Here is a 21558-nt window from a genome sequence, read left to right as displayed (position 1 = left end):
TACCAGCAGCGAGCTCAGAGCGGGCGGCGGCAGCTGGAAACTGGTGTGTAGCTACTGATGACCGTTTGAGAGGCAGGCCGGCACTCTGCATGGCCTGTTCTCTCGCAAGGTAATGACCCAATCCGGAGCCCAGGCTCCGGATTTTTTTATGGCGGGGTAATAAAGGCGGGGCATAAAAAAGACCGCTCCGGGGAGCGGCCAATTGCCACCAAGGCAATCTGCGGGGTAATCCCCTTGTTGTTGATCGGCAGGGCGGGAGCCCGTCCTGCCGGGTGTTGTTGCGTGCCTTGCCGAGGGATGGTCCCGGTCGGCACGCGGCTTGGTTACTGGGTGACGGCGCCGCCCTGCTGCTCTTTCAAGAAGCTGATCCAGGGGGAGGCGCGGCCGCTGACGTTGCCGTTCTGGGCAGCCTGGGTGAAGGCGGAGAGTGCCTCCTTCGGCTTTTGCTGCTCAAAATAGGCGACCCCGGTCAGGAACTTCAGATCCGCCCGCTGCTCGCCGCTGGCGTTGGCGGCGGGCTTGGCGGCGAAGGCCACCAGATCCTGGTAGCGCTTGCTCTGGATCATCATGCGCGCCATCTTCAACTGCAGATCGGCACTGGGGGCCAGCTTGTAGGACTTGGCCAGGGTGTCGATGGCCGGGTCCAGCTCCTTGGCCTGGTGCCAGTAGTTGGCCAGGGTCTTGTAGTTGGCTGCGTTGCTCTCGATGGTCCCTTCCTTCATCGCCTTCTCCATCACGCGGGCGGCGCGGTGGGGAATGCCGGCGAAGGCCAGGTAGTTGGCGAGGCGCTGCAGCTCGCTGGCTTCGGTCAGCATGCCGAGGTTGTAGGCGCCTTCCAGCGCCGCCAGGGCCTTGGCATCGTTGCCCGCCTGCATGTGCATGGCCGAGAGCTGGGTCCAGTACTTCTTCTTCTCCGGGTAGCGGTCGACCAGTGCGGTCAGCACCTCGGTGGCCGGCTTGTACTGCTTCAGCTCGTAGTGAGCTGCCATCTTCAGCAGGTACCAGGACTCCGGCGCCTTGCCCGCGGAGAGCTTGATCGCGTTGTCCACCGCCGGAATGGCTTCTCGATACTGCTTGAGCTGCACATGGGCGTTGGCCAGCGTGATGTAGGCGTGCGGGGTCGGTTTCTCGTCCTTGCCGAGGTTCGCGAACCACTGGTTCATGGTGCTGATGGAGGCCTTGAAGTTCCCCTCCGCCATGTAGAGCTGGGCCAGGTTGTAGCGCACCTGCTGGGCCACCGGCTGGGGCAGCCCGCCAGTGGCGATGGCATCGGCGAAGTACTTGGTCGCCTGACCGTACTTCTCCTGCTGCGCCGCCACGAAGCCCAGGGTCTGCAGAATGACCCCCTTGTCGTAGACCCGCTCGCCGGCGCCGGACAGCGCCTCCTGCAGCTTGGCATTGGCCTCGCCGTATTTCTTCTCGGTGATCAGTGCCTGCGCCTTGTTGACCGCACGATAGGCGCGATCAGAGAGGGCGGGCTGCTCGGCGGCCCAACCGGCGGTGCTGAGCAGCACCGCCATGGCGACCGGGGCGAGGATCAGGGTGTGTAACTTTTTCATCGCCACCTTCCTTAGTTGGTCGCAAACTCGATCTCTTGCTGCATGCGACTGGCCTGCGGCTTGCCATCCACCATGGCCGGTTTGAACGTCCATTTGGCGATGGTCTGGCGCGCTGCCTTGCCGAGGTCGTAGCTGCGTGGCTCTTCCTTGACGATCCGCACGTTGCTGACGGTGCCGCGCTCGGTGACGGTGAATTCCACCAGCACCTTGCCGGAGGCGAGGCCGGCCAGCGCCGCCTTGCGGGGCATCATGGGCTCGAAGGTCGCCAGCGGAATGGCGCCGTTGTTGCCACCCATGCCGCCACCACCGCCGCCGGTACTGTAGGCACCGAGGGCGTTGCCGCCGCCGATGTTGACCGGGATGTCGAGTTTGGGCATGTCCATCGGCGAGCTCTCCATCTGCGGCCGATCCGTGCTCGCCACTTCCATCTCGGGAGGGGGGGGCGGGCGTTTCGGGGGCGGCGGTTTGGGCAGCTCACGTTGTCTCTCTTGCAGGGTCTCCTGAGGCTTGAGGCGAATGAAGTCGGTCATGGTGACGTCCTCCTTCTCCGTCAGCTCCCGGTGATCCGGCGTGATGAGCTTGTTCATTCCCAGGAACAGGAAGAACACCACCACGCAGGAGACCGCTAACGATATCAGGTATCTCATGGCATTCGCTCCGGCATCAGCTGCTCTTGTCGGCGGCGATGGAGATGTTCTGGACACCGGCCATGCGGATCTGATCCATGACCTGGACCACCAGACCGGAACGGGATTCGCTGTCGGCCTGGATCACCACGGCGCTCTCCGGGTTTTCGGCCCGCAGCCGTTCGATGTTGGCACGCACGGCACCCACTTCGACGATGCGCTTGTCGACCCAGACCTGGCCGTTCTCGCGGACCGCGACCATGATGTTCCCCTTCTTCACCGTTTCGGCCGTGCTGGCGCTCGGGCGGTTGATCTCCACGCCGGACTCCTTGACGAACGAGGTGGTGACGATGAAGAAGATCAGCATGATGAACACTATGTCCAGCATGGGGGTCAAATCGATGGCCGCCTCATCAGCACTGCTGTCGCTGTGACGTTTTCTCATGGCAAAAACTCCTTGCTTGTTCTGTGCCCCCGCCAGAACCGGGCCCGGCGGGGGAGTGCATCCTGCATCAGCCGTGTTTCAGGTTGTCTTCCAGCTTCTGCACGGCCAGCTTGGCCTTGTGATCGAGCCGGCTGACAAAAAACAGACCGGAAAGGGCGGCAATCATGCCCGCCATGGTCGGTACCGTCGCCTTGGAGATCCCTGAGGCCATTGCCCGCGGTGAGCCGGTGCCGGTGATGGCCAGGGTGTCGAACACCTGCACCATGCCGACCACGGTCCCGAGCAGTCCCATCAGCGGGCAGAGGGCGATCAGCACCTTGATGACCGGCATCCCCTTGTCCACCGCCATAGCCACCCGGGAGACCAGCTCGCGGCGGATCTGCCTGGCGGACCAGGAGAGGTGATCGCTGCGGGCCAGCCAGGCGGCCTTGGTCTGCTTCACCTGTTGCGGGTAGACCGCCATGAAGTAGAACCAGCGCTCCAGCAGCAGGGCCCACATCATCAGGGTCAGGAAGAACAGGGCGACCAGCACGTCGCCCCCCAATCCCAGAAACCGGCGGACCGACTCGACTTCTTCAATCAACCAGAACCACATGGGTGACTCCTTACGCTGCGGCTTTGGAGGCGTGCAGACGTTCCTGATAACGGGCGACGAAGCCGGCGCTCTGCTCTTCCAGCACCTGGATCAGACGGCGGCTCTGGGTCTGAACGATGGTGTAGAGGAACAGCATGGGCACCGCGACCACCAGACCCTGCATGGTGGTGACCAGGGCTTCGGAGATACCACCCGCCATCAGCTTGGGATCGCCGGTACCGAACAGGGTGATGGCCTGGAAGGTGGCGATCATGCCGACCACGGTACCCAGCAGACCCAGCAGCGGTGCCACCGAGGCGATCAGCTTGATGATGCTGATGCCCTTCTCGAACTTGGGCACGTTGCGCAGGATGATCTCGTCGAGCTTGGACTCCAGATCCTCGATGTTGTCGCCACGGTGCGCCTGGTAGGCGCCCAGCATCTCGCCGATGGGGTTGCCCTTGATGATCTGATCGGATTTGAGCTGCTTGCGCATGGATCCGCCGATGAGGGAGAGGCGGGCACCGCAGAACAGCGCCAGCAGGGTGCCGATGACCCCCAGTGCCAGGATCACGTAACCCACGGAGCCGCCCTGATCGATGCGCTCTTTGAGGGTTGGCGACTGCACCAGCAGGGAGAGAATCACGCCGCGGGACGGGTCGATGAAAATGGGTTCGACGCTGCCACCGCCCTGTTCAAACTTGGCGACCGGTTCCAGCACATTGTTTTCAGGCTGACGGGAGAGCTGTTCGAACTTGCCGGTCTCCGGCACGAAGGTCAGGTACTTGCCTTCGGAGACGGTGTTGAACTCGCCGATCTGGGTGACGGTCTTCTCGGCCTGGTTGCCTTCGCCATAGACCACGGTGGCCGGGATCTGGCTCACCTTGCCACCGTCGACCATGCGGCTGAGGGTGGTGGTCCAGAAGGCGGTCAGGTCATCGCTGGAGGGGAGCTCCTTGCTCTCGGCCAGGCGGGTCAGCAGGGCGGTCTGCTCCGGATGCTCGACCCGACGGGCGGAGGCGTTGAAGATCCCCTTGAACTCGCCGGCGAACTGGCGCAGTACGCCGAACATCTCGCCCATGTTGCCGGAACGCTGGCGCAGGGTCTCGGTCAGCTCGGTCAGCTGCTTGTCATTGGCATCAAAAGTGGCCTTGAGCTGCTCGCCTCTGGCGGTCTCGGCAGCCAGGTCGGCCTTGGCCTTGGCCAGCAGGGCGGTCTGCTCGTTCTTGTCGGCCAGGAAGCGGGCTTCCCGCTCCTTGTTGAGCTGGGATTCAGTGGTGCTGGCAGCCTTGACCTGATTGAGCAGGGCGTTCAGATCCACCGGTTTCTCGGCGGCGGTCACCGGCAGGGTGACCAGGGTAGCGCCCGCGATCAGCGAGGCGATGGCAAGTTTGATTCCTTTCATGATGCTTTCTCCGCAGTTTGAACCGGCAGCTTGATGAGGGCGGGAGGCGCCTGCTTCTTGGCGATGCGAAGGCCCTGTTCCACTGCACTGCGATACTCTTGGGGCAACTCTTCCCACTGGCGGGTCTGCTTGTTCCACATGCCGGTTTCCTGGCCGTCAGGGGACTGGTAGAGCAGGGCAATGCGGCCGACGCGCAGGAACTCGTAAGTCTTCTCGCTGCCATCCTTGTCCAGGCTGGCCTTGTAGGACTCGATGGTGCGGCTGAAGCCCTCCTCGATCTGATAGGCCTCCAGGATCTTGCGGTACTTCTCGGAGATGGTGACATCGGCCCGGTTCATCAGGTCGGTCAGGGCCGCCACGCGGTCCTCCCGCTCAACCTTCTGGAACGGCAGATCCAGCGAGACGAACTGATCGAGGGAGTCGATCATCTTGAGCATCAAGGGCACCACTTCGGTGCTGGTCTGATCGATCTGGGCGATCTGGCGCTGCATGGAGGCCAGCTCGCTGCTCTGGGATTCGACCATCTTGCCCACCTGCTCGTTGTAGGTGCGCAGGCTGTCGACCTGGCGCAGAGCGGCCTTGTACTGGGCGATGGCGGATTCGGCAGAGTCGGCGTAGTTGTCGATCTTCTGCTGGGAAACTTTGGATGCATTGTCGGTGGCGGCTTGAGCGTCCACTGCCTGGCTGGCAGAGGCGGCACTCAGATTGAAGCTGGTCAGCAAGGCAGCAGAAACCAGGCTGCCGAGGAGCGCTTTCTTCATTGTAATTGTCCTTGTTTTCATAGGATTACCCTATCTCCGTAACTTCCTTGGACGTTGGGCAAAGCCGGCCCGACCGGGCCGGCTTAGGTTGGTATCTCAACGAGAGTTGATTAGAACTTCTGGGTGTAGTCGAGGTAGACGATGCGTCCGTCGATGCCGTAGAGATCTTCGTCGTAGGTGAAGCCGTCGCTGGAGAGCGAGGGGCCTACGTTGAACATGTTCTTCACACCGGCTTGCAGCTTGCCGTTCCAGGGGGTGTCAACACCGACGTTCAGGTTCCAGGTGGTCTGGGAGGCGATATGGCCCTCGGTCCGACCGTCAACATAGTCCTGGCTCTGGGAGTCGATATAGCTGGCACTCAGGTAGGTATCCATGTTCCACCACTGCGGCACATTGACCCCGACACCGGAGTTGAAGCGCAGTTCTGGCTTGGCGTTCCAGCCCTTCTTGTCGACCATGGGACCACCGGCGAACAGACCCTCTTCGTATTTCAGAATGTAGGTGCTGCCGAAGTCGTAGCGCACGGTCGCGACGTTGAAGTCGTACTTGTAGTCAGCCTTGAAGTCCAGACCGCTGGTCTTGAGCTGGCCCAGATTGACCATGCCGGCATAAACCTGCTCCACATCGCCGTTGGCATCGCGGATGACGTTCGGGTTGCTGCCAGTGTTCAGCTCCTGATAGAACTGGGTCTGGGTAGTGGCCAGCTGGATCACGTCATCAATCTTGATGTAGTAGTAGTCCAGCGAGAGGTTGAGGTCGTCGATCGGGCTGTAGGCGGCACCGATGCCGAAGGTGTCAGCCGTCTCTTCCTTCAGGTTCTTGTTGGATTGGCGAACCGTGGTGTACTGCTCTTCCGGGCAGTTGGCCACACCGTTCTTCTGGCAGGAGACATAGTCCTTGGCGAAGTCGGCGGAGTCGGCATCGGCCGCGTACAGGTCATCCAGACCCGGAGCGCGGAAGGACTGCGACCAGGAGGTGCGGAACAACAGGTTGTCCAGCGGCTGATAGCGCAGGCTCGCCTTGGGCGAGAAGGCGCTGCCAAAGTCGCTGTACTTGTCGAAACGACCGGCCAGGTTCAGCTCGATCTGCTCGGTGATGGGGATCAGGCTCTCGATATAGGCAGCGAAGACGTCGCGTACACCACCGCCCGAGTTGCCGGAAGAGCCGATGACGTTGCCGGCCGCAGACTGGCTGTCATAGGTGTCGGAGTAGACCCAGTCGTTGTACTCGGCCCCCAGGTACCAGCCGATGGGGCCGGCCGGCAGTTCGCCCATGCTCCAGCCCAGGCCACCGTACCACTGGAAGAAGTCCATCTTGGAGGTGCGGCTGGTGTCGTAGGAGAGGCTGTTGGTGGCGGCACTGGAGAACTCGCCGTTCTTGAAGTTGCCGCTGTCGACCTCCTGCTGGACCGACGGATTCAGCACATAGCCGGTCCCGCGGTTCTTGTTGTCGGTCTTGGAGTACATGTAGCCCGCATTCCACTCCACATCGCCCACCGCTTCGGTCGGCAGTGTGCCTTCGAAGCCCAGGTTCATGCTGCCGGTCAGGTCGGTGACGTCGTTGTCACGGGGGCCGACGTTGCTGAAGCGATAGTAGACGGTAGCCTTGTCGCCGATGAAGCCGTTGTCGGCCAGCAGCTGGGCGCCGCCCGGGGTGGTGCCGTCGATGCTGAAGGGACCGGCGGCCGGGGCGAAGCGGCCGAAGCTGGTGACCCGCGAGCCGATCAGCTGGGGTACGAAATCGACGTTGTCATTGATGTGATAGCGGCCGTTGACATAGACGGTGTCCCGGGTACGGGAAGCGGTCTTGGCGGCGACCTGGGCAAAGTCGAAGCGGCAGGCGGTACCGACCGGCACGAAGCCGGGGCCGGTATTGGCGCAGTCGATGCCGTCCAGGGTACGGGTGACCGTCTTGCCGGTGGCGGCATCGATCCCCTTGATGTTGCGGCCATACAGGCTGGGAGCAGAAGAGCCCTGCAACGCCAGGTAGTCGCGATCCTTGTAGTAGATCTCGTCCTTGACGTCGTGCTCGTACACCATCATCAGGGCACCCTTCTCCCCGGTGATGCCGCTGACGATGGAGCCGCTCTTCTCGTCACCACCCTCTTCGGTGGGAGAGCCGATACGGCCCTGGAATTCCAGCCCTTCATAGTCCTGTTTCAGGATGACGTTGATGACACCGCCGATGGCATCGGAACCGTACAGAGCCGAGCCGCCGTCCAGGTTCACTTCCACCCGCTCCACCGCCGCCATGGGGATGGAGTTGAGGTTGATGGCGCTGCCACCCATGGAAGGAGAACCGGCGACCCGCTTGCCGTTGAGCAGCACCAGGGTGCGCTCTGAGCCAAGCCCGCGCAGGCTGACGGTGGCCTGGGATTGGGCTGAGCTGCCGGAGGAGGGGGAGATACTACCGAAGGAGTTGTAGGAAGCCTGCTTCAGGTAGTCGGCCACGGTCTGCTGACCGGATTGTTCGATCTTGGCCTTGCTGACGGAGACAACCGGGGTGGCGCCTTCCACGTCGACACGGGAGATGCGCGAGCCGGTAACCTTGATCTTCTGGAGTTTTTCGACGTTTTGGCCTTCTTCGGCCAAGACAGGGGTGGCCACTACTGCCGCGCTCGCCAAGGCAAACGCAACGGCAGCAGAGAGTCTGCTTTTCCTAAGCATCGCTTATATCCTTCCTGGTTGTTTTTTTGTTTGCTTCCATACCGCCCTCGTTGGGGCGATGCGTAAGGCTTATCAAGGTTTGGCGGTTGACGTCAATTGAGGCGGTACGGATGGGGGCGTGGCGGGTAATAAGATGACTATGTTTTATTTGTTCGCATTTGGCAGAGATTTATTCTGATTTGGTAACGTTTTCCTATGTAAAGGTTTTGTTAAAGCAAATTGATTCCAGTTTATCGATTAATTTTGAACTTATCGATAAGGGTGGTGTCTTTCTGGGTTTTATATTGTTGAGTTAGGTATTTTTAGCATTATTGTCTGTTTTGGTAGTGTGTTCGGCTGAGGTTCAGGCTGGGCGCCGGCCACCTATTTATGTGCAGCCATATAGAGAAGGTGTTCTTTTGTGGGGTTTGTTTTAAGTGGCTGTTTTTAATGGTTTATTTAGTTTATTTGCTGGTTTTTATCTGTTTTGTTGAATTACTAAACGTTATTTAAGTTGTTCATCTTGTAGTTTTTTATCTTGAAGTTGCGAATTTCAGAAAAAACTCACGATAAATTCCACTGCACAAGCCGGGACCAGAATGCACCCCTAGTTCTACTTGATTTTTGTTGCAGAGCTTTTACAGTGACCGAGCGGATAGTCTGTCAATCATCGGCTATTCAGTGAGTAATGCCAGGAAGGACGGGCCCGTCACCGGATGTGACTGGCCATAAAAGAACAACAAGGACGAGGTTCCACCATGCTGTCGTATTTCCTACGTCGGATGCTTTTGATCATCCCGACGTTTCTCGGTATCACCCTGCTCGTCTTCACCATCACCCGTTTCGTGCCGGGCGGTCCGGTCGAACGCATGTTGCTGCAGGCCCAGGTTTCCCAGAATGAGTCCGGTCGCTCCAGCGGCAGCAAGGGGGCGCAGGCGCTCTCCGACGAGCAGATCGAGGAGCTCAAGGCGTTCTATGGCCTCGACAAGCCCATGCTGGTCGCCTATTGGGAGTGGCTGCAGAAGCTGGCGGTGCTGGATCTCGGCGAGTCGACCCGCTATTACGAGCCGGTGTGGGATCTTATCAAGGAGAGGTTGCCGGTGACCGCCTTCTTCGGGCTGGCCACCTTTCTGCTGAGCTACGCCGTCTCCATCCCGCTCGGGGTGGCCAAGGCGCTCAGACACAACACCCGCTTCGATTCAGTCAGCTCCATGCTTATCTACATGGCCTATGCGTTGCCCGCCTACGTGGTGGGCATCTTCCTCATCACAGTGTTCGCGTTTCATCTGGAGTGGCTGCCCATGGGTGGCTTCCCGGGAGACGAGTTTGACGGGATGGAGAACAGCTGGGATCAGATCCGCACCCTCTTCGCCCATGCACTGTTGCCGCTCATTGCCTATGCCATCGGGGATTTCGCCATCCTCACCATGACCATGAAAAACAGCCTGATGGAGAACCTGTCGGCGGATTACGTGCGTACCGCCGTGGCCAAGGGGTTGCCGTTTCGCAAGGCGGTGACCGATCACGCCATGCGCAACAGCCTGATCCCCATCGCCAGCCACTTGGGATCTGTGCTCACCGTCTTCTTCGGCGGATCCTTCCTCATCGAGACCATCTTCAACATCGACGGCATCGGCTTGCTTGGCTACGAGGCCATCGTGGAACGGGATTACCCCACAGTGATGGGCATTCTGGCCATCACCTCCATGCTGATGCTGGTGGGCAACATCGTCTCCGACATCTGCGTCGCCCTTGTCGATCCCCGCGTGCGGTTTGGAGAGTGAACATGAACCTGAATCCGGTAACGCTGAAAAAACTCAAGCGTTTCAAATCGATAAAACGCGGCTACTACTCCTTCATCATCTTCACCACCCTGGTGCTGCTCTCCCTGCTGGCGGAGCTCTTGGTCAACAGCCGGGCACTGATGGTGAGCTATCAGGGGGAGCTCTATTTTCCCACCTATGGCGACGTGATCCCGGGTCAGCAGTTCGGGCTCGATTACGAGTACGAGACCAATTACCGCCAGCTCCAAGACAAATTTTCCGCAGAGGGCAAGGGGGACTGGGTGCTGCTGCCACCTGTGCCCTGGAATCCCTATGAGCAGGACTTCAAGCAGGACGCCTACCCACCCTATGCGCCGAGCCTGGCCGAGCGCCACCTGCTCGGCACCGACACCAGCGGCCGTGACGTGCTGGCGCGGCTGGTCTACGGCTTTCGTATCGCCATCGGCTTTGCCTTTATCGCGCTGGTGGCCAGCTACGCCATCGGCGTCACCATCGGCTGCATGATGGGCTTTCTCGGCGGACGCTTTGACCTGGTGCTGCAGCGCTTCATCGAGATCTGGTCCCAGGTGCCGTTTCTCTACGTCATCATGATCCTGGTGTCGCTGGCCAAGCCCAACTTCGGTCTCTTCGTGGCCATCAACGTATTGTTCGGCTGGATGGGCATCACCTGGTACATGCGCACCCTCACCTACAAGGAGCGGGCGCGGGACTACGTGATGGCGGCGCGGGCCCAGGGGGCCGGCACCGGGCGGATCATCTTCAACCACATTCTGCCCAACACCCTGATGATGATCGTCACCCTGGCGCCGTTTGCCGTGGTGGGCAACATCTCCACCCTGACGGCGCTGGACTATCTGGGCTTTGGTCTGGCCCCGCCCACCCCGAGCTGGGGGGAGCTGCTCTCCCAGGGGATCAACAACCTGGATGCCATCTGGATCGTGAGCTCGGTGGTGGCGGCGGTGAGTCTGGTGCTGATCATGGTCTCCTTCATCGGCGAGGCGATCCGCGAGGCGTTCGACCCGCGCAAATTTACCCGTTATCAGTGACCTGTGGCGCACTCAAGGCGCCGGGTTGCTCACCCTTAAATTGCTAAACCCCCAGTGCAGGGGTATGACCAGGAAGTCAAACATGAACAATAAAATCAAATGGATAGGTGCTCTATTCTTGTTGGTGAACGGGACCTGGGTGTGGGCGGCCAGCCTGCCTGCGGATCTCAAGTGGGAAACCAACGACACCGACCCCGTGTTCGCCTCGCCCAAGGCGCTGCCCGGCGGCAGCATCACCATGTTTATAGACAGTTTTCCGCTGACGTTTCGCACCGTGGGGCCGGATTCCAACGGCTCGTTCCGCTCCTTTATCCAGGACAACCAGCTGAGGCTCATCAGCTTCCATCCCAATACCGGCAACCCCATTCCGTCGCTCGCGACCCACTGGGCCATCGCGCCGGACAACCAGACCGTCTACTTCAAGCTGGATCCGCGTGCCAAGTGGTCCGACGGCAAGCCGGTGGTCGCCGATGACTACACCTTCGGCTACGAGATGATGCGCTCCAAAGACATCAAGGGGCCCTGGTTCAACAACTACTACACCACCGAGGTGGTGGCGGTGGAGAAGGTTGACGACCACACCATCCTGGTCAAGGCGGGCACCCGCAAGGCCAAGCTGGATCTGCTCAACACCACCGAGTTGTGGCCCCAGCCCAAGCACTACTACAAGCTCACCCCCAACTGGGTGAAGCAGTACAACTGGGCCGTGGTGCCCACCACAGGCCCTTACGTGATGACCGACGTGAAGAAGGGCAAGTCCATCACCTTCAGCAAGCAGAAGGAGTGGTGGGCAAAGGACGATCGCTACAACCAGCACAGGTTCAACCTCGACACCATCAAGGTGCAGGTGATCCGCGATCACAACATCGCCTTCCGTCACTTCCTGAAAGGGGAGCTGGATACCTTCGAGATGATCCTGCCCAACTGGTGGCATGAAAAAGCGGTCACCCCCGAGTACAAGCAGGGATACGTGCAGAAGGTGATGGCAATGACCGACACCAAGCAGGGCGGGCAGGGGCTGCATCTCAATATCGCCACTCCCAAGCTGGCGGACATCAACGTGCGGCTCGGCATTCAGCATGCTCTCAACATCGACAAGATGATCAAGACGGTGCTGCGTGGCGACTACGACAGAGCCACCACCTTCGGCTCGGGTTTTGGCGAGTTCACCGACATGCAGCTGCCGGAGCGGGCCTATGACATCAGCAAGGCGCGCGACTACTTTGCCAAGGCGGGCTACAGCAAGCCGGGGCCGGACGGCATCCTGCAGAACGACAAGGGGGAGCGGCTGACCCTGGCGCTCACCTACACCAGCCAGGAGCACTCCAAGCGGTTGACCGTGCTCAAGGAAGAGGCCAAGAAGGCGGGGCTGGATCTGGAGCTCAACCTGGTGGACGGCGCCACCGGTTTCAAGGCAATGCTGGAGAAGAAACACGAGGCGGCCTGGATGGGCTGGGCCGGCGGCGGTCTCTATCCGCAGTATTGGGAGTCGTTCCACTCGGCCAACGCCAACAAGCCGCAGACCAACAACCTGTTCAACGTGGCTGACAAACAGCTCGACGCGCTGATCGACGCCTACAACGTCGAGTTCGACATGGCCAAGCGGGCCGAGCTCTCTCGCCAGATCCAGCAGCGCATCTATGATCTCGCCATCTTCGTGCCCGGGGTACAGCTCAACTACGTGCGGGCCAGCAGCTGGCGTTACGTTATGCTGCCCGAGGTGCCCGCCACCAAGAACACGCCTGATCTGCTCTACTGGCCCATGGACGGCTACCCCCACAGCAGTGGCGGCCTGCTCTGGCTCGATCCCAAGGTGAAGGAAGAGACCCTGAAAGCCAAGGAGGCAGGGGAGGCGCTGGCGCCCATCAACCTGCTCGACAAGACCTATGCACGTCACTGATATGGCGCAGAAGGGAGCAGCAGTCATGCCCAACACACAGGCTCCCCACCCGGGTGCCCGGGATCATGGGAGGCAGCTCGGCGTGGATGATGGCCAGAGCAAGGCCCCGATTCTTGAGGTACGCGATCTCGAGGTGGAATTTGCCGTCGACGACGGCAAGATCAAGGTGCTCGACGGGGTCAGCTTCCAGGTTGCCCCCGGCCAGACCCTGGGGGTGGTCGGCGAGTCCGGCTGCGGCAAGAGCGTCACCTCGCTCGCCATCATGGGGCTGTTGCCCAAACCCCATGGTCAGGTGGTGGCGGGTTCCATCCGTTTTCAGGGGGAGGATCTGCTCGCGCTGTCACCGGATCAGATGTACAAGGTGCGCGGCAACCGCATCTCGATGATCTTTCAGGAGCCGATGACGGCACTCAACCCGGTGCAGACGGTCGGCGATCAGCTGATGGAGGTGTTCCGCCTCCACCGTCCCGACTACAACAAGGCCCAGCGCAGGGAGGCGGCCATCGCCATGCTGCAGAAGGTGGGGATCCCCGAGCCCGCCCAGCGCTTTGCCGTCTATCCCCACAACCTCTCCGGCGGCATGCGCCAGCGGGTGATGATCGCCATGGCGCTCGCCTGCGAGCCGGCGTTGCTCATCTGCGACGAGCCGACCACGGCGCTGGATGTGACCATCCAGGCCCAGATCCTGGAACTGATGAAGGAGCTGCAGGCCCAGACCGGCATGGCCATCATCTTCATCACCCACGATCTCGGGGTGGTGGCGGAGCTGTGTGACGAGGTGGTGGTGATGTATGCGGGCCGGGCGGTGGAGCAGGCCGACGTGTTCGAGCTGTTTGACCACCCGCGCCATCCCTATACTCATGGTCTGATGAGTTCGATCCCGCGGCTCGAGGATGAGCCCAAGAGCCTGCTCAAGACCATCAAGGGGCAGGTGCCCGCCCTGCACGAGATGCCCGCCGGGTGCCGTTTTTCCAACCGTTGTCCCCATGCCACCGAGATCTGCGTGAGGGCCATTCCGGCCACCGAGCAGCTCGCCGAGCGGCACGGGGTGGCCTGCCACCACTGGAGGGAGCTAGCCGTATGAAGACGCTTTTATCGGTGCGCGACGTGAAGCAGTACTTCCAGCTGGGCGGCGGCTTGTTGCGCAAGAAGTACCACGTCTACGCGGTGGACGGCATCAGCTTCGATCTCAAGCAGGGGGAGACGCTGGGGCTGGTGGGCGAGTCCGGCTGCGGCAAGTCCACCCTGGGGCGCACCCTGCTCAAGCTGTTCGAACCGACCGCCGGCACCATCACCTTCGAGGGGCGTGACATCACCCACCTCTCGCCCAAGGAGATGCGCTCCCTGCGCCAGGAGATGCAGATCGTGTTTCAGGATCCTGCAGAATCCCTCAACAGCCGCCACACGGTGGGGCAGATCCTGGAGGAGCCCTTCGTCATCCACGGCAAGGGCAACGCCGAACAGCGGCGGGTCTGGGTGCAGGAGCTGCTGGAGAAGGTGGGGCTGCCCGGCAGCGCGGTGGATCGCTATCCCCATGAGTTTTCGGGCGGCCAGCGCCAGCGCATCGGCATCGCCCGGGCCATCGCCCTCAAGCCCAAGCTGCTGGTCTGTGACGAGGCGGTGTCGGCGCTGGATGTGTCGGTGCAGTCCCAGATAGTCAACCTGCTGCTCACCCTGCAGCGGGAGATGAACCTCGCCATCATCTTCATCGCCCACGACCTGTCGGTGGTCAAGCACATCTCGGATCGGATTGCGGTCATGTACCTGGGCCGGATCGTCGAGCTGGCCGAGGCGCAGTCGCTCTATCTGGCGCCGCGTCACCCCTATACCCAGGCACTCATCTCGGCCATCCCGGTGCCGGATCCGCGTCGGCGCAGCCAGCGCATCTTGCTGACCGGTGATGTGCCATCCCCCATCTCGCCGCCGAGCGGCTGCCACTTTCACCAGCGCTGCCCCTATGCCGGCGAGCTGTGCCGCACCCAGTCGCCAAGTCTGCAGTCGTGCGACGGGGCCGGTCACCAGGTGGCCTGCCACACGCCGTTGCCACTGGCCGAGGCGATCCCCCTGGGAAAGGCGGTATGATGCCGGTGCCCGCATCGCAGCAAGATGGCACGGGAAACAACGAATAAAAAATGGGGCCTGCGGGCCCCATCTTCATGGTTGGAGTTCAGGTTTGGCCGTGGAACATCTGGCCAGGGCAGGACAGCGCCCCCGAGAGGGGATGGCTGCTGTGTGGATTGCTGTTGTTTGTAATTTTACTACTTAAATACCCGGTAACTCTTTCACGAAATTGGCCGCCGACGGTATCAGGCGCCATAACGGAAGTAGTAGTTGCGGGTTGACGGTGCATAGGTATCTTTATCTGCCACGCCTTTCTTGCTGGTTACACCCTTCAGGTGGAACAGTACTGCCAGATTCTCAAACATATATTCACCTCATCGCTCTGTCGTTGACTTGTTATCTGTGACCTTGGTCACGCTTTGATCCTATGGCCTTCTGTGAGCTGGATCAACTTTTTGTGTTGTAAATTTACATAAATCATGGAAAGGGTTTTCAAATCCAGCGCTGTTTATGGAGACGGTTTCAGCGGGCACTTAGGTTGCGGTGCTGATGGCCAGGCTGACAGGCCTGGGTGAGTGGGAGGTGGGGTATGTCAGAGCAGCAGAGCTGTCTGGCGGTTTCGAGGGGAAACATGCCAGGGGTTGGCGGGGGCAGGCAAAAAAATACCCCGCACCTGGCGGGGTATGTGGTGTGGCCGGTCGGCCCTGGTCTGCGGGCTTATTTGGCCGGGATCTGTTCCAGCACGTGGACCAGCAGCTGCCAGAAGCGCTCGACCGCCGGGATGTGCACCTTCTCGCCCGGCGCATGGGCGCCGCGGATGGTCGGGCCGAAGGAGACCATGTCCCACTCCGGGTAGGCGCTCTTGAACAGACCGCACTCGAGGCCAGCGTGGATCACCATGACGTTCGGCATCTCGCCGAACAGGGTCTGGTAGCTGTTCCGTACCAGCGCCATCACCGGGGAGTCCACGTTCGGTGCCCAGCCCGGGTAGGCGCCGGTAAACTCGCAGCTGGCGCCAGCCAGATTGAACAGGGAGCGGGTCATCTGCTCGACGCTCTCGCGACCGGAGTCGATGAGGGAGCGGATCAGGCACTGCACGTACACTTCGCCATCCTGGGTCTTGATGACACCCAGGTTGGTGGAGGTCTCGGTCACGCCCGGGATGGCATCGCTCATGCGGATCACCCCGTTCGGGCAGGCCATCAGGGAGTCCAGCAGGCGGGCCTGCAGGGACTCGCTCATCAGCTGGGCCGGTTTCTCCTGGGCGGTGAGCAGCACGGTCAGGTTGGCTTCGGTGGCGGCCAGCTCGCTCTGGTAGATGCCGGTATAACGGTCAACCAGGGCCTTGAATTCGTTGACGCTGGCGGTGGGCACCAGCAGCTTGGCACGGGCCTCGCGCGGGATGGCGTTGCGCAGGGTGCCACCGTGGATCTCGGCCAGGCGCAGGCCCAGCGGTTCGGCGGCCTTGAGCAGACGCACCAGCAACTTGTTGGCGTTGCCGCGGCCGCGATGGATGTCGACCCCGGAGTGACCGCCGCGCAGCCCTTTTACCTGCAGCTCGAAACCTTCGCCTTCAGCGGCGGCAACCTGCTCCAGCGGGAAGCGGATATTGGCATCCACCCCGCCGGCGCAGCCCATGTAGACCTCGCCATCCTCTTCGGAGTCGGTGTTGAGCAGGATCTCGCCCTCCAGCCAGCCCGCTTCCAGACCGAAGGCGCCGGTCATGCCGGTCTCTTCGTCGGTAGTCAGCAGCACTTCCAGCGGACCGTGCTTGATGCTCTTGTCGGCCAGCACGGCCAGGCAGCCGGCCATGCCCATGCCGTTGTCGGCACCCAGGGTCGTGCCGCGGGCGGTGACCCATTCACCGTCGATGTAGGCATCGATGGGATCCTTGGTGAAGTCGTGCTGGGTGTCGGCGTTGGCCTGGGGCACCATGTCGATGTGGGCCTGCAGCACTACCGCCTTGCGGTTTTCCATCCCCGGCGTGGCCGGTTTCTTGATGATGATGTTGCCGACGGCATCTTGCTTGACCGCCAGCCCTTCCCCTTCGGCCCACTGCATGATCCAGGCGCTCAGCTGGGCTTCGTGCTTGGAGGGGTGGGGGATGGAGCAGATCTGTTCGAAGAAGTGCCAAATCAGTTTGGGAGAGAGAGAGCTAAGCTGTGCCACGTCGGGACTCCTTACCAGCACGGAAAATGACAGAGCCCCGGCAGCGGGGCGAGGAAGAGGATAACGATAATACAGTCAATCACACAAAAATGTGAGCGATCAGCGCAAATTGCGGGCAGCTTGTGCTGGCAAGCGGGGGATTGGCAGCGAACTGCTCCGGTGGGGGCAAAATGAGCCAGCACAAAAGATTTTTTGTGATTCACATCACAAAAATATTGAGTTTATGGCGCCGACTGGTAAATTAACGACCGTGGTTCGCCACCCGTCAGGATGACGATGAATGCCTCCAGGGAACCGAAGCAAAGCAAGTGCGCCTCCATGGAACCGAGTGTCCGTTCAAGGATTTGAACCCGCATAAAGGTACGTAACTTGTTAAGCAATCAGGAGTTTATTATGTCAGGCAGCAATTCAACCTATTGGTTCGCCCAGTCTCTTTATACCCAGGGCTTCAGCTACCCGAACCCCTACGCCAACCGCCGTTGATGCGGGCCGTCAGCCAGGCTGACGACGGGCGTATCGAAAAAAGCAGGTGAGTGAGGAATCCATCCTCCCCCTGCTATTTTTTTATCTGCCGAGCGGCAAACCCCGCCGGGGAGAGGAAAAAGAGGGAGTCAGCCGGACTTGCTTCGATTTTTTTCCTGCATTTCGCATACGTTTGCCAGTCAATTTATCCGCAAACGATGGTATCATGCCCGCCCAACAGCCTGTCTGCGGTCCTGCCCCCGGGTGAGATGACCGCCAGCTCTGCCCATCCTGCTTCCATTGCATCTGTTTTCGCTGCCGAGGGTCTTCTCCCGAGGCGGCCGCGGTGCAAGCCGAATTTGGGGAAAAGGGCCGTCAGCATTAACGAAATCACGTGCGTCTGCACGGGGTTTAAAGTCTTAAGTGATTGTTTTTATAACTCGTTGAGATCGATAGTATGCCGAAAAAGTTTTATGTGTCGTGGGACAACCTGCAACGTGAAGCGCGCCGTCTGGCCCGTCGTCAACTGCCTGTCAGCCAGTGGAAAGGGATCATCGCGGTCAGCCGCGGCGGCCTGGTTCCGGCGGCGCTGATGGCCCGTGAACTTGGCATCCGCAACGTCGAAACCCTCTGCATCTCCAGCTACGACCACAACAACCAGCGCGATCTGGTGGTGGTGAAGGCCGCCAGCACCGCGGGTGACGGCGAAGGCTGGCTGGTGGTGGAAGATCTGGTGGACACTGGCACCACTGCCAAGGTGATCCGCGAGCTCTACCCCAAGGCCAAATTCATCGCCATCTTCGCCAAGCCCATGGGCGAGCCGCTGCTGGATGATTTCGAAGTGGCCATCCCGCAGGACACCTGGATCGAACAGCCGTGGGACATGGCGCTGGAGTTCGCCACCCCCATCTGCGACGAAGAGTAAGCCGCCAACATTGCTGCAAAGGGCCCCTGTATGGGGCCCTGTTTTTTTGTGGTGCAACTGGCTGCCCGGCGGCAAAAGTGGTTAAGATGGAGCCATTGCATGACAGAAATGAGTAACAGCTTTGGACTTGAACGACGACCTCAACCTGACCGAGCAGCTCTTTACCCGGGTCAAGAAGGTGCTGGAGACCTCCGAAGTCTCCAACTCCAGCCCGGTGGAGGAGCAGGATCACAATGTGGACGAGAGCTTCATCGACGGTTCTATGTCAACGCGCTGGTATCGTCTGCTGCGCCGGCCGACCTGGGCCTGGCAGGGGGCGGATCCGGTCGAGGTGGAGCAGACTCTGGCCCGCATCGCCATGGGCGAGGGCGAGCGTACCCACGAGCGTTTCCTCGACACCATCAAGGGTTATGTGCCCGGCAACTGGGTCTATGAGTGGAGCCAGCTGGCTGGCCGCTACTTCAACCGGGGTCGCGAGCTGGTGGCGCAGGGCGAGCGGGGCGCAGCCCTGAAAAGCCTGCTCAAGGCGGTACGTTACTACTCCATTGCCAGTTATCCACACCTGAAGAATGACGAGCTGGCGGATCAGGCCCAGTTGCTCGGCAACATGGCTTACCGTGAGGCGGGCCGCCTGTTCAAGGTGCCGCTCAAGGAGCTCCAGGTGCCGTTTCGCGGCAAGCACATTCAGGGCTACCTGCACCTGCCGACCACCGACAAGCCGGTGCCCCTGGTCATCGTCAGCGGCGGCATCGACTCGCTGCAGGTCGACTTCCTCAACCTCTATCTCAAGTGCCTGGAGCCCAACGGCATCGGCATGCTCTCGCTGGACATGCCGGGCATCGGTTATGCCGAGCACTGGCCGCTGGTGCAGGACACCAGCCGGCTCCACCAGGCGGTCTTGAACCATCTCTCCGAGGTGGCCTGGGTCGATCACCAGCGCATCGCCATGGTGGGATTCCGTCTGGCGGGCAATGTGGCGGCGCGTCTCGCCTTCATCGAACCGTTCAAGCTGCGGACCGTGGTCTGCATCGGTGCCGGCGTCAACCAGGTGTTTACCAATCATGAGATGTTCGCCCGCTGCCCGCGCATGATGCGGGACGGGCTGGCCAACCGCCTCGGCGCCGATGCGGCCGAGTGGGAGTCGCTGCGCACCAAGTGCCAGGTATTTTCACTCAAGACGCAAGGATTGCTGGGGACTCGCACATCTGTGCCGATATTGAGTATTGGACACAAGCGAGATTTCATTTGTCCCGAGCAGGATGTACGGGCATTGGCCTCCGCCAGCCGCAACGGCAAGGCGGTGGTGTTCGATAAACAACCCTTGCTGGAGGTGTACGACGAGGCGTTGAAAGAGATGGTCGACTGGCTCAAGAAGCACTTATGTACATGATATAGCGCTAAAATTTATCGTCATCCCAGGGTGACGTGGCTTGTTCAACAGGGAGGTTAACATGTCAGAAAGAGTGACCTACAAGCGACTGCTGAGGCAGTTTGCCGCGATTGGCCCCTATTTACGTGAGGACCTGTGTGAAGAGGGGCGTTACCGTTTCGACTGCCTTTCCGTCTGTGTCAGTGCCAAGCCGGCACCGGACAAACGGGAGTTCTGGGGCTGGTGGCTGGTGCTGGAGCAAGACGATCACAGCTTCAGCTACCACTATCAGGTCGGCTTCTACAATGCGGACGGGGAGTGGCTCGACAAGCCGTTGCCCAAGAAGCATCAGGTGGAAGTCGAACGCACCCTCAACCACTTCTACAAGCTCATCAGCGACAAGCTGCACCAGCTTGGTTGCCAGCTCGCTCCCGCCGAGCAGGTCACCAACGAGCTGACCGTCACTGCCGCCTGATGACCCGCCGCCCCGCCAGCCACCCATCGGCTGGCGGGGCATTTCTTTGCCGCGCTGCCGGCCATCCCGATTTCCCGCCTGCCGGGCGGCGTTAATTGCCTTGCAGGGCAACAGGGCCGTGGGTATAAAGGGATTCCTTACATTTCAGCCTTTTTGCTCCCATGGAAAACAGAACCATAGTCGTCAAACTGGGCACCAGCGTGCTCACCGGGGGATCTTCCCAGCTCAATCGTGCCCACATGGTCGAGCTGGTCAGACAGTGTGCAGCCTTGCACCGTCACGGCCACAGGGTCGTGATGGTCACCTCGGGGGCCATCGCCGCCGGCCGTGAGCATCTGGGCCACCCTCCGTTGGCGCCAACCCTGCCCAACAAACAGATGCTGGCGGCGGTGGGCCAGACCCAGCTGATCCGGGTCTGGCAGGATCTGTTCAACCTCTATGGGCTACACATCGGCCAGATGCTGCTGACCCGTGCCGATCTGGAGGACAGGGAGCGCTACCTCAATGCCCGCGACACCCTGCGCACTCTGCTCGATCACCGCATCATCCCGGTCATCAACGAGAACGACGCTGTGGCCACCGCCGAGATCAAGGTGGGGGACAACGACAACCTCTCCGCTCGCGCCGCCATCCTGGCCGATGCGGACCTGCTGATCCTGCTCACCGACCAGAAGGGGCTGTTCACCGCCGATCCGCGCACCAATCCGGATGCCCAGCTCATCGAAGAGGTACAAACCATAGACGACACCCTGCGCAAGCTGGCGGGTGACAGCGTCAGCGGGCTCGGCACCGGTGGCATGGCCACCAAGCTGCAGGCGGCCGACGTGGCGCGCCGCGCCGGGGTCAACGTGGTGATCGCCACCGGTCAGATGCCGGAGGTGGTGGGGCGTCTCGCCAGGGGCGAGCGCATCGGCACCCTGTTCCCGGCGCTGGCCTCTCCGCTGGAAGGACGCAAGAGCTGGATCTTGGCAGGGCCACCCCCTCATGGCGAAGTGCAGGTGGATCAGGGGGCTGTCGCCGCCATGCAGGAGAAGGGCTCCAGCCTGCTGCCCAAGGGCATAGTGGCGGTGAAGGGGGATTTCGTGCGCGGCGACGTAGTGCGCATTCTCGATCCCAAGGGGGCCGAGCTGGCGCGCGGCATCTGCCGTTACAATCATCTGGAGCTGGATAAACTGCGCGGTGTCCATTCGGATAACATCGAACAGGTGCTGGGCTACGGCTACGGCGCCGTTGCGATCCACCGCGACGACATGGTGCTGCTGTGAGGCGTCAGCCGCGGCAGAGCATGGGCAGCGGCACACCAGGATAAGAGAGGCGCCGCCATCAGGCGGCCCCGCAAGAACCAAAGGGAA

The 21558-nt window shown here is 61.0% G+C and carries 17 protein-coding genes; 9 read left to right on the top strand and 8 right to left on the bottom strand.

All coding sequences use genetic code 11. From position 1 onward, the window contains the following. Nucleotides 1-323: 323 nt before the first annotated feature. The 7 genes from AB5Y81_RS17125 to AB5Y81_RS17095 form a co-directional block, all read right to left on the bottom strand. On the bottom strand, nucleotides 324-1559 hold the full coding sequence (locus tag AB5Y81_RS17125; protein WP_010633016.1) for a lipopolysaccharide assembly protein LapB: 1236 nt from the start codon (nucleotides 1557-1559) through the stop codon (nucleotides 324-326). 11 nt (nucleotides 1560-1570) lie between these two features. Beyond that, nucleotides 1571-2206, bottom strand: coding sequence for an energy transducer TonB (locus AB5Y81_RS17120; protein ID WP_005297832.1), 636 nt, complete (start codon nucleotides 2204-2206; stop codon nucleotides 1571-1573). A 16-nt stretch (nucleotides 2207-2222) separates the two neighbouring features. After that, entirely contained in the window at nucleotides 2223-2630 is a 408-nt protein-coding gene (locus AB5Y81_RS17115) for a biopolymer transporter ExbD (protein ID WP_005297833.1), read from the bottom strand. Between the two features lie 67 nt (nucleotides 2631-2697). Then, a complete protein-coding gene (locus AB5Y81_RS17110) occupies nucleotides 2698-3225 on the bottom strand; it encodes a MotA/TolQ/ExbB proton channel family protein (RefSeq protein ID WP_005297834.1) in 528 nt (175 codons plus the stop codon). 10 nt (nucleotides 3226-3235) lie between these two features. After that, the gene (locus AB5Y81_RS17105; RefSeq protein WP_017784161.1) at nucleotides 3236-4609 is read right to left on the bottom strand and encodes a MotA/TolQ/ExbB proton channel family protein; all 1374 of its coding nucleotides are present in this window, start codon (nucleotides 4607-4609) and stop codon (nucleotides 3236-3238) included. Further along, a complete protein-coding gene (locus AB5Y81_RS17100) occupies nucleotides 4606-5370 on the bottom strand; it encodes a DUF3450 domain-containing protein (RefSeq protein ID WP_279485331.1) in 765 nt (254 codons plus the stop codon). The genes AB5Y81_RS17105 and AB5Y81_RS17100 overlap by 4 nt, the downstream gene beginning before the upstream one ends. A 110-nt stretch (nucleotides 5371-5480) precedes the next feature. Next, entirely contained in the window at nucleotides 5481-8036 is a 2556-nt protein-coding gene (locus AB5Y81_RS17095; protein ID WP_124249675.1) for a TonB-dependent receptor, read from the bottom strand. Nucleotides 8037-8773: 737 nt separating this feature from the next. Here AB5Y81_RS17095 and AB5Y81_RS17090 point away from each other — a divergent pair. The 5 genes from AB5Y81_RS17090 to AB5Y81_RS17070 all read left to right on the top strand — a co-directional run bounded on the left by AB5Y81_RS17090 (nucleotide 8774) and on the right by AB5Y81_RS17070 (nucleotide 14827). Next, complete coding sequence (locus AB5Y81_RS17090) at nucleotides 8774-9799, top strand: ABC transporter permease subunit (RefSeq protein ID WP_005297859.1); 1026 nt, start codon at nucleotides 8774-8776, stop codon at nucleotides 9797-9799. A gap of 2 nt (nucleotides 9800-9801) precedes the next feature. Continuing rightward, on the top strand, nucleotides 9802-10845 hold the full coding sequence (locus AB5Y81_RS17085) for an ABC transporter permease (protein WP_005297873.1): 1044 nt from the start codon (nucleotides 9802-9804) through the stop codon (nucleotides 10843-10845). A gap of 82 nt (nucleotides 10846-10927) precedes the next feature. Beyond that, nucleotides 10928-12745 carry an extracellular solute-binding protein gene (locus AB5Y81_RS17080; RefSeq protein WP_279485332.1) on the top strand — a complete coding sequence of 606 codons (1818 nt, stop codon included), beginning with the start codon at nucleotides 10928-10930 and terminating at the stop codon, nucleotides 12743-12745. Nucleotides 12746-12770: 25 nt separating this feature from the next. Continuing rightward, a complete protein-coding gene (locus AB5Y81_RS17075; protein ID WP_042007445.1) occupies nucleotides 12771-13829 on the top strand; it encodes an ABC transporter ATP-binding protein in 1059 nt (352 codons plus the stop codon). Next, nucleotides 13826-14827, top strand: coding sequence for a dipeptide ABC transporter ATP-binding protein (locus AB5Y81_RS17070; RefSeq protein ID WP_279485333.1), 1002 nt, complete (start codon nucleotides 13826-13828; stop codon nucleotides 14825-14827). Before AB5Y81_RS17075 ends, AB5Y81_RS17070 begins: the two co-directional genes overlap by 4 nt. 696 nt (nucleotides 14828-15523) lie before the next feature. Here the strand turns inward: AB5Y81_RS17070 and AB5Y81_RS17065 are convergent. Then, complete coding sequence (locus tag AB5Y81_RS17065) at nucleotides 15524-16975, bottom strand: aminoacyl-histidine dipeptidase (protein ID WP_279485334.1); 1452 nt, start codon at nucleotides 16973-16975, stop codon at nucleotides 15524-15526. Between the two features lie 919 nt (nucleotides 16976-17894). On the opposite strand from AB5Y81_RS17065, the gene gpt reads away from it, so the two are divergent. The 4 genes from gpt (at nucleotide 17895) to proB (ending at nucleotide 21471) form a co-directional block, all read left to right on the top strand. Continuing rightward, nucleotides 17895-18362: a xanthine phosphoribosyltransferase gene (gpt, locus tag AB5Y81_RS17060; protein ID WP_005297888.1), complete on the top strand. Its 468-nt coding sequence runs from the start codon at nucleotides 17895-17897 to the stop codon at nucleotides 18360-18362. A gap of 121 nt (nucleotides 18363-18483) precedes the next feature. Then, nucleotides 18484-19752, top strand: a complete 1269-nt coding sequence (frsA, locus tag AB5Y81_RS17055; RefSeq protein WP_005297890.1) for an esterase FrsA — start codon at nucleotides 18484-18486, stop codon at nucleotides 19750-19752. A gap of 61 nt (nucleotides 19753-19813) precedes the next feature. Continuing rightward, nucleotides 19814-20206, top strand: coding sequence for a sigma factor-binding protein Crl (crl, locus tag AB5Y81_RS17050; protein ID WP_005297893.1), 393 nt, complete (start codon nucleotides 19814-19816; stop codon nucleotides 20204-20206). Nucleotides 20207-20367: 161 nt separating this feature from the next. Next, nucleotides 20368-21471, top strand: a complete 1104-nt coding sequence (proB, locus tag AB5Y81_RS17045; RefSeq protein WP_005297894.1) for a glutamate 5-kinase — start codon at nucleotides 20368-20370, stop codon at nucleotides 21469-21471. Nucleotides 21472-21558: the final 87 nt, after the last annotated feature.

It is taken from the genome of Aeromonas sp. s2, from assembly GCF_040907935.1.
GTDB lineage: Bacteria > Pseudomonadota > Gammaproteobacteria > Enterobacterales > Aeromonadaceae > Aeromonas > Aeromonas dhakensis.
This window is presented reverse-complemented; position numbering and strand designations above follow the sequence as displayed.